Raw genomic sequence first — 16776 nt, forward strand, 5'->3', positions numbered from 1 at the left:
AACGCGGGGGAATAGAGCTGGCTGCTTTTCTCAAAGTTAAACGACGAACCCCCTTGGTTGGCTCCCGCAGTAGTACGGAAAAGCCCGGCTGTAAACACTGATTTTCAGCTGCGTACAAGGCGCAGGTGCTTCCCGGAGCTTCCCAGAACAGCTACCGGTAGATAGTCGGAGGAGGCGGCTCGTAGGGTACCCGGCGGCAGCGGCTAGTTCGTTGCTTGAGTGTCGCTAGCCCCTGTTGCAGCACTAGCCCGGCGGGGGGGATAAGACCAACCACTGGGTAGCTCATTGCAAACCTGCCTACCCGTGCGTCTCGAACACAAAAAAAGCCCCTTAATACGAAGATTAAAGGGCTTTGTGAGGGCTACGAAAGGAGTAAAGCTACCAGCCTACGAATTGGGCGAAAGGCGCAGTGGAGAGTCGGCATTAGGGTCCGGGGTGGACGTGGGGGCCGGCTGAGCGGTGAGGCCGCCGTTGAGCAGAAACTCGCGCAGACGGTTGATGTGCTGCTTGATTTCTTCCAGCTTTTCGGCCTGTTGCACGTTCCAGGGGCCTGCACCGTGGCTAGCCATGCTGGTGAGCAGATTTTTGCGCTCCTCCATCATGCGCAGGGCCACCCACAGGGTTTCTTCCATCGACTCCTGGGTTTTTTCCAGCAGCGCATCGGCCGTGAAGGCGTGGCCGGTGTGGCAGCGGTAGCGCAGCAGGCTGCCGTGCTTCAGCTCCCAGAGAGCCCCGCCGCAGTCGGGGCAGGTGAGGGGCACTTGCTGACCCAAGCGGTTAACTTCGTCGGTAGTTCCCACAACTCGTTCGGCTATAGCGGCTTCCATTTGCAAATCTTCCGGAATGAGTGCCGAGCCCGGGGGCGTGGGCGGCGCCCCTACCAGCTCCGTTAGCACGCGGCCCATCATATGAATGGGCAAAATGTAGTCCACGGCCACGTTGCGCATGGCGCTTTCGGGCATGCTCGGAAACTCGGCCTCCGACGGGTCCTGCACTAGGGCCGTGCCCCCGCAGCGTTTTATATAATCGAGGCCGGCCGTGCCATCGTGCAGCATGCCGGTCAGTACCACGCCTACCACATTGGGGCCGTAAGCCACAGCTGCCGAGCGAAATAAAGAGTCGGCGGCCGGGCGAAAGTTGTTTTCCCGCGGGCCCTTGGTCACCAAAAGCTGCTGATCCTTGACCAGCAAATGCCGGTCGGGGGGGGCTAGGTAGAGCGAGCCAGCTTGGAGGGGGGCCAAATTCCGGGCTAGCTGGCAGTGCAACGCGGTATGTTCGCTTAGGCGGTCTACCAGCGGCTGCCCCGTCGAATCGGGGCTCAAGTGTTGCACTACCAGCACCGCGGCGGGCAGGGTGGCCGGTAGCTGGGCTACCAAGCGTGTGAGGGCAGGCATGCCGCCCGCCGAAGTTCCAATAACAATGAGATAGGCAGGTCTGGCCACGGACTAAAGCGAAAAGGTAAGTAAACCCGGCCCGGTGAGCCGGCGCTGATGCTACTAGCTACGCAAGGATACGTAGGATGAGAAACGAAGGCTTCGGCTGAGGTTGTTTTTTACCGGGTAGGAGCGAAACACCGCCTTTGCCCCATTTTTCAATAAATTTGACGTTGTGACCTGTCTTGTGCCGACCGGCTGCCGTTGATGATAAAGCTGCGTAGGTGCAGCGGTTTGCTTTGCCCGTATGAATCCAGATGCTAACCCGACTTCACCCGAAGCCGGGGAAAACCACGTTTCCGTTGAGGAATTAGGAATAACAGCCCCCAAAACAACTGGGGTATCTAGCACTCGTGAAAACCCTTCTACCGCCGGCGTGCTCACCTCGGTCGAGAAGTTTCCCATTGTAGCCCTGGGGGGCTCGGCTGGCTCACTGGAGGCCCTGGAGCGGTTCTTTCGCCACCTCACGCCCCATTCGGGCATGGCCTTCGTCGTAATCGTGCACCAGCTGCCCACTAAGGAGAGCAACCTGGTGGGCGTGCTACAGCACTACACCAGCCTGCCCGTGCAGCTGGCCACCGACGGGCTGAAAATGCGGCCCAACAACGTCTACGTGATTCCGCCCGACAGTGACCTGAGCGTGATGCACAGCTCCCTGTTTCTGCTCAAGCCCAGCCAGGCCCCGGGGCGGCGCATGCCCATCGACTTTTTCCTCCAAACCCTGGCCAAAGACGCCCGGGAGCGGGCCGTGTGTATCATTTTCTCGGGCCTGGGTTCCGATGGCAGCTTGGGCCTGAAGCTGGTAATGGAGAGCTTCGGCATGGTGATGGTGCAGGACCCGGCCACGGCCGCCTTCGACTCGATGCCGCGCGCGGCCCTGACCACCGAGTTTGTCGACTTTGTGCTGGCTCCCGAGCTGATGCCGGCCAAGCTGCTTGACTACGTGGAGCGCCCCCTGATGAGCCGCCCCCTGCGCGAGCAGCAGGAAACCTCCGAAGCCAAGCCGGCCCACGCCCTGCAGAAAATCTTTCTGCTCATTCGCCAGCAAACCGGCCACGACTTTAGCCACTACAAGCGCAATACCGTATTCCGCCGCATCGAGCGGCGCATGAACTCCCACCAGATCAAGGAGTTTACCCAGTACGTACGCTTCCTGCAGGAAAATCCCCAGGAGGTCGAGCAACTATTTAAGGAGCTACTGATTGGGGTGACCAAATTCTTCCGGGACCCCGACGCCTTCGAAAGCATCAAAAACCACCTGCGGCCCATTGTGCAGGCCAAGGAATCCGACAGCGTTATTCGGGTGTGGGCCCCGGGTTGTTCTACCGGGGAAGAAGCCTACTCCCTGGCCATGACCCTGCTGGAGCTTCTCGACGAGGTAGACACCGCCGGCTACGTTAAGCTCCAGATATTTGCCACCGATATTTCAACCGAGGGCATCGACTTTGCCCGCCTGGGCCTCTACACCGACAACATTGTGGGCGACGTGAGCCCCGAACGGTTGCAGCGCTTCTTCCACAAGACCGACGGGCACTACCAGATTCGCAAGGAAGTGCGCGACGTCGTGATTTTTGCCCTGCACAACATCAACAAGGACGCGCCCTTTACCAAGCTCGACCTGCTGTGCTGCCGCAACCTGCTGATTTACCTCTCGGCCGAGCTGCAGAAAAACCTGATGCCGGTGTTTCACTACGCCATCAATCCCGAAGGCTTGCTGTTTCTGGGGCCCAGCGAGAATATCACCTCCTTTCAGGACCTGTTCCAGCCCCTTGACGTCAAGTGGAAGATTTCCCGTCGTACCAAGACGGCCAGCTCCCTGCCGCGCCTCATCAACTTCCCCTTCGACCTGTCGCGGCAAACGACCCCGGCTCCGCATCCCTCTGTCCTTATGTCTGCTTCTGCCTCCACCCGCCGCGAAGGCGGGCCGTTTGCTGCCCAGGTGCAGAAAACCCTGCTTAGTACCTACGCCCCGCCGGCCGTCGTTATCAATCCCAAGGGCGAAATCCTGTTCGTGAACGGGCGCACGGGCAAGTACCTGGAGCCAGCCCCGGGCCTGAGCGGCATGAACCTCTTCGACATGGCCCGCGAGGAGCTCAGCTACGAAATCAGCGCTGCCGTGCGCCGGGCCCTGCAGTCGCGCCAGAACGTGACGGCCGACAACGTGCGGGTGAAAACCGATAACGGCCAGCAGCAGCTGCTGCGCCTGACCGTGAAATACCTGGAAGAGCCCGAAGCCCTGGCCGGCCTGCTGCTGGTGGCTTTCGAAGACCAGCCCACCCCGCGCAAGGTGCGCCTGGGCAAAGGCGCCAGCGACGAGCTCAGCCGCGACGCCGTGGTAGCCGCCCTCGACAAGGAGCTGCAGTACACCCGCCACCGCCTCCAGACCACGATTGAGGAAATGGAAAGCTCCCTGGAAGAACTCAAAAGCACCAACGAGGAGCTGCAAAGCGCCAACGAGGAGCTACAGAGCACCAACGAGGAGGCCATGACCAACAAGGAGGAAATGCAGAGCCTGAACGAGGAGCTGATGACCCTGAACATGCAGTACCTCTCCAAAACCGAGGAACTGAGCCAGGTGGCCAGCGACATGAAAAACCTGCTGGACGCCACCGAAATTGCCATTGTCTTTCTCGACAACGACATGAACGTGAAGCGCTTCACGCCCCGGGTGGCCCGCATTATTCACCTGCTGCCCACCGACCTGGGCCGGCCCATCAGCCACTTCGCTGCCAACCTGCGCTACGACCACCTGCTGCGCGACGTGCAGGATGTGCTCGACCGGCTTATCAGCGTGGAAGCCACTATTCAGGCTACCTCCGGCGAGTGGTATACCATGCGCATTCTGCCCTACCGCACCCTCGACAACTACATCAGCGGGGCCGTCATTACCTTCTCCGACGTGACGACCCTCAAAACGATGGAAACCCAGCTGCAGGCCGGCGCCCAGCTGCAGGCCAGCTTGCAGGAAACCATGCGGCAACCCGTGGCTGCCCTCGATGCCGACCTGAGTATGGTCTTTGTCAATCATTCCTTCGCCCAGATCTTCGGCTCCACCATTAACGACTTGCAGGGCACCTCCCTGACCACCATCGGTGGGGGCACCCTGGACCAGCCCGGGCTGCTGGCGGCCGTGCGCGAGCTGCTCGACACGCGGCTCAACCCAAGTGAGTTCGATAACTTGGCGGTGGTAGCGGATCTTCCCGGCCAGGGCCAGCAGTGCCTGGTGCTGTATGGGCGGCCCTTGCTCTTCGAAGGGCGCCCCACCGGGCGGGTGCTGCTGGGAGTGGAGCGAATAGAGCCGGTTATGCAGTTGTAACTGGCTGAACACCTAAGCAAAGCCTTTTTTAAGTGCACGGCTGAGCTTCGCTTTTGCGGCCAGATTGCCTAGCTTGCTGATATGGATACGCCCACTCCCCACCCAACCTCCTCGGTGCACGCGGCTCTGCAGGAGCTACGGGCCCGGGCGGAGAAGCGCAAAAGCCTGGTGACTCAGAGCCTGAGCGACGAGCTGCCCGCCGACGTGCAGCGCCTGGTGCAGGACTTGCAGGTGCACCAGATAGAACTGGAAATGCAGTACGAGGAGCTGCTGCTGACCCAGGCCGAAGCCGAAGCCAGCCGCAACCGCTTCACGGACCTCTACGAGTTTGCCCCGGTGGGCTACTGCACCGTGGCCGCCAACGGCACTATCGAGCAGCTCAATCTGCGCAGCAGCCAGTTGCTGAACCAACCGCGCCAGCAGCTGCAGGGCCGCCGGCTGGGCCAATTTGTGGCGCCCGAAGCCCGGATGGAGTTTGGGCAGTTTCTGGCCCGGGCCTTGCGCCCCGGCGCCCGCCAAAGCCACGAAACCACCCTGCTCCGGGCCGACGGCACCCGCATTCAGGTGCTGATAGAAGGAGGGGCGGTAGAAGGAGAGCCGGACCAAGCCATCAGCAGCTGCCGCCTGGCCCTTACCGATGTAACTGAGCAGTACCAAACCCGCCGGGCCCTGGAACTAAGTGAAAGGCGCTTCCGCGTGCTATTTGAGCGCAGCCAGGACGGCATGCTGCTCATGCGCGACAACCGCTTTGTGGATTGCAACGAGGCGGCCCTGCACCTGCTGGGCCTGCGCCACAAGGAAGAGCTGCTGGGGCGCCACGCCTCGGCTTACTCGCCCGAGAAGCAGCCCAACGGCCAGTTTTCGATGCTGCAGGCCAATGCGTACTGGGCCGAAGCCCTGCGCCGGGGCCATAGCCGCTTTGAGTGGTGCCGCCTGCGGGCCTCGGGCGAAGAGTTCTGGGAAGACATCCTGCTCACGGCCATTCCCGACCCCGGCAGCGACGAAGTGCTGGTGCACGCCACCTGGCGCGATGTGACGGACGAGAAGCAGGCCAACCTCCGCATCCGGGAAAGCGAGGAGCGGCTGCAAATGGCTCTCCGTGGTTCCCATACCGGCGTGTGGGTGCTTGATTACACCACCAACCTAGTCCACTGGGATGCCCGGGCCCAGCAAGTGTTTGGGCGAGCCTACGATGCCAACCCCACGCCCTTCCAGGTGCTACAGGAGGCTATTCACCCCGACGACCTGCCCGGGGTGGCGGCCGCTATGCGGCGTACCGTTACCCAGCAGGGGCCTTTCGACCTGGAGCACCGCATTATCTGGCCCGACGGTAGCCTGCACTACGTGTCGGCAGTGGGCAAGATTATGCTTGATGTCAACGGCCAGCCGACGCGGTTTGTGGGCTTGATGCGCGACGTGACCGAGCGGCGCGAAGCCCAGGACGAGCTGACCTACAAAACCCGCCTGCTGGAACATATTCTGGCGAATCTGCCGGTGGTGCTGAGCCGTTTCAACCACCAGCACGAGTACCTGGAGCTGACCGGCGCGGCCCTGCGGCCCCTACAGATTCCGGACAATGCCTGGCAAGGCCAGCGCCTCGACGACGTATTCCCCGATTTGGCCGGTCCGCTGGAAGTGCTGCTTACCGGTCAGCCGGTGTCGTTCGTTAGCGCCATCGAACAGGCCGGGCAGCGCGCCTATTTTCAGCAGTACGGGTTTTTCGATGAGCAGCGCCAGCAGGGCGTTCTGTTTGGCATCGACGTTACCGAGTCGGAGCAGGTGAAAGCCCAGCTGCGGCGAGAAGAGGAGTTTACCCGTAGCCTGCTCGACAACAGCGTCGACGGGATTCTGGCCTTCGACAGGGAGCTGCGCATCACGGCCTGGAACCGGGTGCAGGAAGTGCTGTCGGATCGGTCGGAAGAGCAGGTGCTGGGCCAGTCGGTGCAGGAGCTGTTCCCGGAATATACCAGCGAAGATCAGCAACGGGCCCTGCGGGAGGTGTTGCAGGGCATGCGCATGATGCGCTACGACATGCCTTTTCACCACCAGGAGGGGCACTTCGAGTCCTACTTTGTGCCCCTGGCCTCCCCGAGTGGCAGCATCAGCGGGGGCTTGGTCATCATCCGCGACGTAACCGACCGGGTGCGCATGACCGAGGAAGCAACCCGCCTGAAACTGCAGCAGCAGCAGGAAGTGCTGGCCGCCATCCTGACGACCCAGGAAGCCGAGCGCAAGCGTATTGCCGAAGCCCTGCACAACGGGGTGGGCCAGCTGCTGTACGCGGCCAGGCTCAACCTGGAAAACCGTTCGACCACTGCCCGCAACCGGGAAGCCGCCCTGAGCCTGATCGACGAAGGCATCCGCACCACCCGCAGCATTTCCCATGAGCTCACACCCGGCATCCTGGAAGACTTTGGGCTGAAAATAGCCCTGCAGGAGCTCGTCAAGCGTATTCCCAAGCAGCAGCTCGACGTGCAGATGCACCTGCAGGGCCTGGAGCGGCCCTTGCCCCGCCTCTACGACGTGGCCGTGTACCGCATTGTGCAGGAGCTGTTGTCCAACATCATCAAGCACGCCCAAACCCACGAGGCCTTTATTCACGTGGTTTACGAGGAAGGCCGCCTGCACATCTCGGCCGAAGACAACGGCGTGGGCTTCAACCAGCAGCCCGGCGACTCGCCCAGCAAAGGCATCGGCCTGGCCGGCATCCGCAACCGCCTCGACCTGCTCGGCGGCACCCTCTTCGTCGACTCCCGCCCCGGCAAAGGCTCCATCATCACCATTGAAATTGTGGTGAAGTAAAGCCGGCAAGGTGAATTATGTGCTGCGGGGCAATGCTTTTTGTGTCATTGCTTCGTCGTACCTCCTCGCAAAGACACAAAAAGCACCATCACCTCTCAATAGCGCCTTACAGCCTTACCCCGATGCCTGGCCCCAGCAGGAAGAAGGGCGCGCCTTTGGAGAGCAGGTAGCCGCCGCCCAGGTAGAGGGGGAAGGTGAGCTTGGCGTCGCGGCGGGTGGGGTAGATAGAGCCCAGAATCACGACGCCCAGGTCGCGGTTGCCGCCGTTTTTGCTCAGGTCGAAGGCGTTGAGGGCCACGAAGCCGGCCCCGACCTTATACGGGCGCAGGCGGTTGATTTTCTCGGGGTGGTAGAAGCTCAGCTGCCCCAGCATGGCCAACGAAATACCCCCGAAGGAGGTGTAGCTCGACTCGCCTTTGTACTTGGTGAGCAGGCCGCCGGGAAAGCTCACGTCGATGTCGAACTTGATGCGGCGCTTAAGCACCAGCTCCAGCTTCTGGGTGAAGCCCGGCTCCGAGTACTGGCTTTGGTTGTGGCGGATGGTGATGATGATGGTGCTCCAGTCGTCCAGGTCGTAGGTTTTGCGGGAGCTGAGCAGGTTATTCAGGCTGATGTTGCCCACCTGGCACTGCTTGTCCTGGTAGAAGGCGGCCCGCACCGAGTTGTCGCCGGGGCACACCACCACGTTGTCCAGGGTGCGCATCTCAATCAGCTCGCCCTTGGCGTTCTGGGTCCGGATGTCGAAGGTCAGGTACTGCTTGCCGTAGAGCTGGCTCTCCGTGTCGATGCCGTTGGGGTTGAAGCTGAAGACCACGTCCGAGATGGTCCGGTCGTAGAGCACGGGGCCGTTGAGGCGGTTAATCACCCGGGGGCTTTCCCCGAAGTTGACGGCCACAAAATCGAGCGGGTGGGGCCGCTGAAACTCCTTAACCGACAAAGCATAGCCCGTGGGCTGGCCCGCGTTGAAGATCGTAACGCGGCGCTTGTCAATGGTTTGGGGCACTTGCACGCGGTAGACGACGGCCGCATCCGAGCGAATAGAGGAGTCGGAAGGGATGATGGCCACATCCTCGAAATGGAAGCGCGCCTTCTGCAAGGATTCGCCTTCCAGGCGCACATCCACCGTTTCGCCGGGGTTCACGTTCAGGCTCGGGCCCCAGTCGCCGCCGCGGTGGCGCACCTGCACGCTGCTGATGGCCGTTTTGGGCGAGATGTTGAAGTTGGTAATGTACTTGGCCTGGTCGTTTTCCTTGATGTAGAGGTAACTGTCGCTCTGGCGGTGGGTGTTGTACACGCGCAGCCAGCACAGCACCCGGTCGTTGGTCAGGTACTGGCGGGTGAAAAGCTCGGCCATCAGGGCCCCGCCGGCTTCCTCCTGGTCCTCGATGCGGTAGGTGCGCTTCAAGTCGAAGGTGCGGCCGTTGTCGAGGATGATTTCCACGCCCTTGCGGCGGGAAAGCTCATCCATGGTAATTTCCTTTTTGTCCACGCTCAAAAAGCGTAGGCGGGAGGCCTTCACCGTGAATTCCTGGCGCAGCGGGGGCAGGCCGTAGCTCAGGCGGCGGTTGTTGTCGGTCAGGAAGGGCCGCTCGGTTTGGGGGCGTACCGTGAGCAGGCGGGTGCCCAGCTCGTTGGGTACCACGCGCAGGCGCAGTTGGCCTTTTTCCTGCACAATGCGCCAGTCGATGTCCTGGCCCTTGGTCCACTCCGTCGATACCCGGATGTTTTTAGGGTTGTTGCTGGTCAAATCGAACACCTTTTCCTCGCCCACAAACAGCTCGGTATCGGTGGGCTTGAATTCCAGGGTGGTGCGCGTCACGGGCAGCAGGTTCACGGTTTGCACCAGCGGGGGGCGCCCGGCGCTGTCGGCGGCCTGGGTGAAGGTAAGCTGCAGGAAGCGGGCCGCGGGCAGGTCCTTAAACCGGATTTTAGTGCGGTAAAACTGGGTACCCACGGCCGAGAGCGAGTCGAGCAGCACGAAGTCGGCCGAGCGGCGCAGGCGCAGCGGGGCCTTGGCCTGCCAACTCAGCGGGTACACCAGCAGCTCGGCCGTTTCGTCGTCTTGGCGGTAGTAAAAATACAGATTGGGTTCCCCCTGCACGCCGATGGTATTGCGGCTCAGCGCGTAGCGCGTCGTGTCGGTGCGCAGCACCAGGTCGCGCAGCAGCGGGGTGGAGGGCAGGGTCTGGGCCCGGGCCGACCCGGACAGGCACAGAAGGACGGCTAAGCTGGCGAGCCAGCTACAACCCGGAAGAAAACGCACGGGGCACTGCATCAGAGGTGAGGGGAGCGGGCAAGCCGGCAAGTCGGCTTCCGGTTACGCTCGCAAAGGTAGCAGCTCCCGAATCCTATCCGGGCGGTTTTCGTCCAACTTATTAGTTTTTCTTGGCCAGTGCCGGTTCCGGCTGGTTTTTCCCCCGGCGCTTGTCCCACCACACGTAGCCCACGAACAGCAGCAGGCTGATGCCCGACACCCACCACAGGCCGGTTTTGAGCCGGTCACTGTCTTCGCCCAGCCAGGCCAGCAGCGCAATCAGGGGCACCACGCCGGCTACCGTGGCCAGGATAAAGCGAAAATAGCCCAGGCGGGCCACCCCGGCCACGAAGCTCACCGCGTCGTCGGACAGGGCGGGGGAGAGGCGGGCAATAACCACGGCCCAGGTGCCGTAGCGCTGCACTTCGTCCACCATCTTTTTCTCATTCTTTTCCCCGATCAGGCGCCCGATAAAGGCTTCGCCGGCCGAGTGGCCCAGCCAGTAACCCACCGAGGAAGCCACCACCACGCCCGCCAGCGCCAGCAACGAGCCCCACCACGGCCCGTAGGCCAGAATGGCCACCAGGATGAGCAGCACCACGTTGACCACCACCAAGAACATCTGCAGCACCATGCCGCCCACAATGACGATGGGCCCCCAGTAGCCGAACTGCTGCACCCAGGCCGATACTTTGTCATGGTCGCCACTTTTGAGCACGGTGAAGGCCTCCCGGGCCCCGGTCTGGAAGGCGGGCCACAGAAAGTAGCAAGCCACCAGGGCCAGGATCAGGCCCCCGGCCAGGTAAAGCGGCAGGCGGCTGGATTTTTTAGGGTAGGATTCAGAAGGAGAAGCAGCCAAAGCGGACAAGCAAAAAGTGAGGGAAAGCCGGAAAATGACGCGGTGGGTAGCCTGGCGCAGCCGACGGATTTCTGTTTACGCAGGCTTCGGCGGGTAGTTGGGGGCAACCCGACCGGCACGTATGGGGTACTAAGGAGCTCGAAACTCCGCCACTAGCGCCCCGCGGGGCCTTACCTGACTCTTCGGCAATGAGCAAACATACCTATGACATGGGCCTGGTGGGCAACTGCGCCTACCTCGCCCTGATTAAGCAAGATACCTCCGTTTCCTGGCTCTGCTGGCCCCGCTTCGACAGCAGCTTTGTTTTCGGCTCCCTGCTCGACACCCACAAGGGCGGCGAGTTTAGCATCAAGCCCGCCGAGGAGGCCGACTACCGCACCCGGCAGTACTACCTGGAGAATACCAACGTGCTGTGCACCGAAATTGAAAACGCGGAAGGGCGCTACCGCGTCACTGACTTCGCCCCGCGCTTCGCTCAGTACGACCGGAACTACAAACCCTTGATGTTCATTCGCAAGATCGAGCCCCTGGCCGGTTTGCCGCGGGTGAAGGTGGTGTGCAACCCCGTGGCCGACTACGGGCAGCAGCAGCTCACGCGGCGGCGCAGCTCCAACCACATTGCCTTCCTGGGCATGGAGGAGGAAGTGCGCCTGACCACCGACATTCCCCTGACTTACATTCTGGACGGGGAAGGGTTTGTGCTCAACGAAACCCGCTACCTGGTCCTCACCTACGGGGCCCCGCTGGAAGCCGCCATTCACAGCACGGCCGAGGAGTTTTTGCGCAAAACCGTGCAGTACTGGCAGCGCTGGGTGAAAAGCACCAGCATCAGCAACTTCTACCAGACCCAGGTTATTCGCTCGGCTTTGGCTTTGAAGCTGCATCAGTACGAAGACACCGGCGCCATCATTGCTGCCACTACTACCTCTTTGCCCGAAGCGCCCGGCAGCACCCGCAACTGGGACTACCGCTTCTGCTGGATGCGCGACACGTACTACATCCTGACGGCCTTCAACAACATCGGGCACTTCGAGGAAATGGAGCGGTACTTCCACTACATCGCCAACATTTCGACCAAGGTGCGCGACAAGTACCAGCCGCTCTACAGCATCAGCGGGGCCTCGCAGCTCATCGAACAGGAATTGCCCCTGGAAGGCTACCTGGGCAACCAGCCTGTGCGCATCGGCAACGACGCCTACACCCACATCCAGAACGACGTGTACGGGCAAGTGCTGGTGGCCTTACTGCCGCTCTACGTTGACCGCCGCTTTGTAGGGGCCGAGCGGGCCGACTCCGAGCGGATGATGTACGAGGCCCTGCGCCTGATTAAGGAAACCATGGAGATGCCCGATGCCGGCCTCTGGGAGTTCCGCCACATTGCCCAGTACCACTGCTACACCTACCTCTTCCACTGGGCCGGGGCCCATGCCGCCCGCAAGGTGGCCCGCTACCTCGGCAACCGCGACATTGAGGACATGGCCGAGCAGCTGGCCCGCACCGCGGCCCAGAAAATCGAGGAGTGCTTCGATGCCGAGCGGGGCGTGTATACCAACGCCATCGGCTCGCCCCACCTCGACGCCAGCGGCCTGCAGCTGATTCTGATGGGCTACCTCGACCCCAACTCCGAGCGGGCCAAAACCCACCTGCGGGAACTGGAAAAAGAGCTGAAGACGCCCGAAGGTCTGTTTTACCGCTACCGCCACCCCGACGACTTCGGCACGCCCGAAACCACCTTCCTGATCTGCTCTTTCTGGTACGTGGAGGCCCTGGCCTGCGTGGGCCGCCTGGAAGATGCCACTCGTGAATTTGATAAGCTGCTCAACTACACCAACCACCTGGGCCTGCTCAGCGAAGACGTGGACGCCCGCACCGGCTCCCAGTGGGGCAATTTCCCGCAGGCCTACAGCCATGTGGGCCTCGTCAACGCGGCCTACCGCATTGCTAAAAAGCTTGACCGGCCCAACTTCCTGTAAGCCCTGGGCTTGCGCCGGGGCATGGGGTGCCTTATTCCTGACTTTAACTCATCTTACTTCATATGGCCCGTTTCACCAAAGCAGATGTCGTCACGAAGGCAGTGCAAGGCCCCTTGATTCCGGTGTTTTACCACGCCGAAATACCGTATGCTCGGCGCGTACTGCAGGCTTGCTACGAGGGTGGCGTACGCCTCTTTGAGTTTACCAACCGGGGGGCAAACGCCTTTGCCAACTTCGCCGACCTGCAGCGGTTTGTGGAAGCCGAGTACCCGGATCTGATGCTGGGAGCCGGCACGATTTACACCGTCGAAGAGGCCGAGCGGTTTATTGAGGCCGGGGCCGACTACATCGTGCAGCCCATAATTGGGGCAGAGGTGGCCGAGCTCTGCCACCGGCACGATTTGGCCTGGCTGCCCGGGGTTTCTACCCTAAACGAAATTTACCAGGCCGACCGATTGGGGGCTACCTTCGCCAAGCTGTTTCCGGCGGCCATGCTGGGTCCTAACTACCTGAAAACAGTGCGGGCTCCCTTGCCGCAGGTGCGCTTCATGGCTACCGGCGGCATTCATCCCACCCCGGACACCGTAGCCGCCTGGATGCAGGTCGGCGCTACCTGCGTGGGAGTTGACTCCCGAATGCTGCAAACCGATGATCCGGCGGCGCTAACCACCCAGGTCGAGCAGTTGCTAGCGGCCATGCGCCCGGCTACCCCGGCGTAGTAAGCGGCGCGGTAATTACCCGCCCAGCATTCTGCCCCACGAAAGCATGAGAAATATTCCCTGGCATAGTGGCTTTTCGGTAACGGCCGGGGCCCGTATCAAGCCGTTGCCGGGCCACCGTAACGTGCAGGTCGTGTTTGAGTTGACGCCTTATGCCAACCGGTTTTTGAATGGCCGTTGCCTACGTACTACACTGGCCCTGGCCTACAATTTCCGCCGGCCGAAGTAGCAGCATCACCCTGTGATTGGGCTGGCCGGAGGGCCGGTGCCGTAAGGTCCGGAAAGCAGTGCGGCACGAAAATGGTTGCAAAACCGACTCCGTGCCGTAATCTTGCCACTTGGTCGCGCTAAAAAAAGAACCTAACGGGTCCATCCTATGGCAGCATCTGCACAACTCGAAAACCTCAACCAGGAAAAGCAGCTAGCCGCCGCAGTGGCTCTGCGCTGGGTGCGCAGCGGCATGCGCGTGGGGCTGGGCAGCGGCAGCACGGCCGCCTGCTTTATCCGCTTGCTGGGCGACGCCGTGCGGGAAGGCCAGCTCCAGATTGAGGCCACGGCCACGTCCCTGGCCAGTGAACAGCTGGCCCGGGAAGTCGGCATCCCGCTGGTCGAGCCCCGGCGCGGGCTGCGCTTTGACCTGACCGTAGACGGGGCCGACGAGCTGGACGGCGACCTGCAACTGCTGAAAGGCGGGGGCGGGGCGTTGCTGCGCGAAAAAATAGTGGCTGCCGCCTCCGATTACCTGCTCATCATTGCCGACTCTTCCAAGGAGGTCATCAAGCTGGGGCAATTTCCCCTGCCGCTCGAAGTAGTGCCCTTTGCCCTGCCCTGGGTGCTGGATGCCGTGGCAGAGTTGGGCGGGGAGCCAGTGCTCCGCATGCACCCGCACACGGGTGCCGAGCCCGCTCATTCCGACCAGGGCAATCTGCTGGTAGACTGCCACTTTCAGGTTGTGTCGGACGCTCCGGCACTAGCCGCTCACCTGAAGACCATTCCGGGAGTGGTTGAACACGGCTTGTTTCTGGGTATGGCCCAGGCGGCCGTCGTAGCCCGGGGCACGAGCGTAGTGGTGCTGCGCCCCGGGCAAATGATGGCACCGGCTGCCGCATTTAGCACTCTGCCCTAAAAGGCCACGGGCTACTCATGGGTGGGCACCAACAACGCGGCGGCAGCTACATCCAGAAACCAGTGTAGCTCGCCAGCCGGCTCAATCAGCTGGGCCGGAAACTCCTCTACGTTGCGCGAGCCGTGCTGCACATGCTGCACCGCCGCGGCCTTGTCGGCCCCGTACACCAGAAACGCCACGGCCCGGGCCTGGTTGAGCAGCGGGGCTGTTAGGGTTATGCGGTACGTCTGCTTTTCCTCTACGTACACTTCCCGGGCTGCTGGTAGCGCTTCGTGCAGCACGGGCGTATGCGGAAATAGCGAAGCGGTATGCGAATTGTCGCCCAGCCCGAGCAGCACCAAATCAAAAATGGCCGGTTCGGGACCAAAAAACTCCTGGATGGTTTGGGTGTAGGCCCGAGCGGCTTCGGCCGGCCCTTGGGAAGTGTCGATGGCAAACACCTGACCCGCGGCAAGGCCCAGCGGCGTGAGCAGCGCCTCGGCCGCCATGCGGTAGTTGCTTTCCGCGTCGGTAGGCGGCACGTTGCGCTCATCCCCGAAAAAGAAGTAGGCCTTGGCCCAGTCTACTTGGGTGCGGTAGGCGGGCGAGGCCAGCAGCTCGTAAAGCTTCCGGGGCGAGCTGCCCCCCGATAAGGCCACGGTAAACCGGCCCCGGTCGGCTACGGCTTGCCGGGCCCGGGTCACGAAGAAGCGGGCTACGTCGTGCAGCACCGCTTCGGGGGTGGGCTGAACGTGGAGCTGCGGCGTGCTATTTCTTGCCATTGAGGGGTAGGGTAAACCAGTGGAACCCGTCGCGGGCAATGAGGGCTTCGGCCGTTTCCGGCCCCCAGGAGTCGGCCGAGTAATTGGGGAAGCTCTGGCTGGCCCGGCCCTCCCAAGAGTTCAGAATCGGCATAATCAGGTCCCAGGCTGCTTCCACTTGGTCGCCCCGCATAAACAGGGTCTGGTCGCCCAGCATGGTGTCGAGCAGCAGGGTTTCGTAGGCTTCCGGCGTCTGGGTTGTGTAGGTGCCTTTGTAGTCGAACACCATGTCCACGGTGTTGAGCATCATATCCAGGCCCGGGCGCTTGGCCTGCACCTGCAGGCGGATGCTCATTTCGGGCTGAATGCTGATAATGAGCCGGTTTTGCTGCCAGCTTTCGGCCGTTTCGGGCGGGAAGATGTAGTGGGGCGCGTCCTTGAACTGAATGGTAATTACGGAGGACGAACGGTGCATCCGCTTGCCGGTGCGCAGGTAGAAGGGCACGCCCTGCCAGCGCCAGTTGTCGACGAAAAACTTCACGGCCGCGAAGGTTTCGGTGTTTGAGGTAGGGTTGGCTTCCACTTCTTCGCGGTAGCCGGGCACTTGCTCACCCTCCATCCAGCCCGAGCCGTATTGCCCCCGCACCGCCGACTCGCGCACCTCGTCGGGCCCGAAGCGGCGCATGGCCCGCAGCACGTCCACCTTGCGGTTGCGCACCTCGTCGGCCGTGAAATTGATGGGCGGCTCCATGGCGACCAGGCACAGCAGCTGCAGTAGGTGGTTCTGAATCATGTCGCGCAGGGCCCCGGCCCCGTCGTAGTAGCCGCTTCGCTCGCCCACGCCCAACTGCTCGGTCACCGAAATCTGCACGTGGTCGATGTAGTTACGGTTCCACAGCGGCTCCAGCAGGGCATTGGCAAAGCGGAAGGCCATGATGTTCTGTACCGTTTCCTTGCCCAGGTAATGGTCGATGCGGTAAATCTGCCGCTCGTTGAAAATCTGCCCCAGCAGCTGGTTCAGGGCCCGCGCCGATTCCAGGTCGTGGCCAAACGGCTTTTCGATGACGATGCGCGTGCGGTCGGCATCGGCCGTCAGGTTGCTTTTGGCCAGGTTGGAGGCAATAATGGGAAAGAACTCGGGAGCCACGGCCAGGTAGTAAATGACGTTGGCCGCCGTTTTCCAGTCCTTCTCATACGCCTCGATGCGCTTGCCGAACTCCTTATAGGTGGCCGCATCTTTCACGTCGGCTACCTGGTAAACGATGTGCTCACAAAACCGGCCCCACTGGGCTTTGTCGGCCTTGCCAGTGCGCGAAAACTGGTTGATGTCTTTGAGCAGCTTGGCCCGGAAATCTTCGTCCGACAAGCTCGTGCGGCCCGTGCCGATGATGGCAAACTGCTCGGGCAGCCAGCCGTCCAGAAACAGATGGTACAGCGCCGGTGCCAGCTTGCGGGCATTCAGGTCGCCGGTACCGCCGAAAATGACAAATATTGTGGGCTGCGACGTGAGTGTGGCCTTCATACAAATCAGGTTAAGGGGTAGTAAATCGACAG

General features: G+C 61.8%; 11 protein-coding genes. 6 read left to right on the forward strand and 5 right to left on the reverse strand.

Annotation, left to right across the window (positions count from 1 at the left end; genetic code table 11):
• Window positions 1-386 precede the first annotated feature (386 nt).
• Window positions 387-1442, reverse strand: a complete 1056-nt coding sequence (locus E5K02_RS01985; RefSeq protein ID WP_262709828.1) for a chemotaxis protein CheB — start codon at window positions 1440-1442, stop codon at window positions 387-389.
• A 238-nt stretch (window positions 1443-1680) separates the two neighbouring features.
• On the opposite strand from E5K02_RS01985, the gene E5K02_RS01990 reads away from it, so the two are divergent.
• Both E5K02_RS01990 and E5K02_RS01995 read left to right on the forward strand, forming a co-directional pair.
• Window positions 1681-4749, forward strand: a complete 3069-nt coding sequence (locus tag E5K02_RS01990; protein WP_135391631.1) for a CheR family methyltransferase — start codon at window positions 1681-1683, stop codon at window positions 4747-4749.
• An 81-nt stretch (window positions 4750-4830) separates the two neighbouring features.
• Entirely contained in the window at window positions 4831-7551 is a 2721-nt protein-coding gene (locus E5K02_RS01995; RefSeq protein ID WP_135391632.1) for a PAS domain S-box protein, read from the forward strand.
• Window positions 7552-7657: 106 nt separating this feature from the next.
• On the opposite strand, the gene E5K02_RS02000 is transcribed toward E5K02_RS01995, so the two are convergent.
• Window positions 7658-9814 carry a hypothetical protein gene (locus tag E5K02_RS02000; protein WP_135391633.1) on the reverse strand — a complete coding sequence of 719 codons (2157 nt, stop codon included), beginning with the start codon at window positions 9812-9814 and terminating at the stop codon, window positions 7658-7660.
• Between the two features lie 112 nt (window positions 9815-9926).
• Entirely contained in the window at window positions 9927-10664 is a 738-nt protein-coding gene (locus E5K02_RS02005; protein WP_135391634.1) for a TVP38/TMEM64 family protein, read from the reverse strand.
• A 188-nt stretch (window positions 10665-10852) separates the two neighbouring features.
• Between E5K02_RS02005 and E5K02_RS02010 the strand changes: the two genes are divergently transcribed.
• From E5K02_RS02010 to rpiA, 4 genes are all read left to right on the forward strand, one after another.
• Window positions 10853-12637, forward strand: a complete 1785-nt coding sequence (locus tag E5K02_RS02010) for a glycoside hydrolase family 15 protein (RefSeq protein ID WP_135391635.1) — start codon at window positions 10853-10855, stop codon at window positions 12635-12637.
• Window positions 12638-12699: 62 nt separating this feature from the next.
• Entirely contained in the window at window positions 12700-13356 is a 657-nt protein-coding gene (locus E5K02_RS02015; RefSeq protein ID WP_135391636.1) for a beta/alpha barrel domain-containing protein, read from the forward strand.
• A 46-nt stretch (window positions 13357-13402) separates the two neighbouring features.
• Window positions 13403-13585, forward strand: a complete 183-nt coding sequence (locus tag E5K02_RS02020; RefSeq protein ID WP_135391637.1) for a hypothetical protein — start codon at window positions 13403-13405, stop codon at window positions 13583-13585.
• Between the two features lie 147 nt (window positions 13586-13732).
• The gene (rpiA, locus tag E5K02_RS02025; protein WP_135391638.1) at window positions 13733-14482 is read left to right on the forward strand and encodes a ribose-5-phosphate isomerase RpiA; all 750 of its coding nucleotides are present in this window, start codon (window positions 13733-13735) and stop codon (window positions 14480-14482) included.
• Between the two features lie 11 nt (window positions 14483-14493).
• Here the strand turns inward: rpiA and pgl are convergent, their stop codons facing one another.
• Together pgl and zwf are read right to left on the reverse strand one after the other, a co-directional pair.
• On the reverse strand, window positions 14494-15243 hold the full coding sequence (gene pgl / locus E5K02_RS02030; RefSeq protein WP_135391639.1) for a 6-phosphogluconolactonase: 750 nt from the start codon (window positions 15241-15243) through the stop codon (window positions 14494-14496).
• On the reverse strand, window positions 15230-16744 hold the full coding sequence (zwf, locus tag E5K02_RS02035; protein ID WP_135391640.1) for a glucose-6-phosphate dehydrogenase: 1515 nt from the start codon (window positions 16742-16744) through the stop codon (window positions 15230-15232). Before zwf ends, pgl begins: the two co-directional genes overlap by 14 nt.
• Window positions 16745-16776: the final 32 nt, after the last annotated feature.

This window comes from Hymenobacter metallicola, from assembly GCF_004745645.1.
Taxonomy (GTDB): domain Bacteria; phylum Bacteroidota; class Bacteroidia; order Cytophagales; family Hymenobacteraceae; genus Hymenobacter; species Hymenobacter metallicola.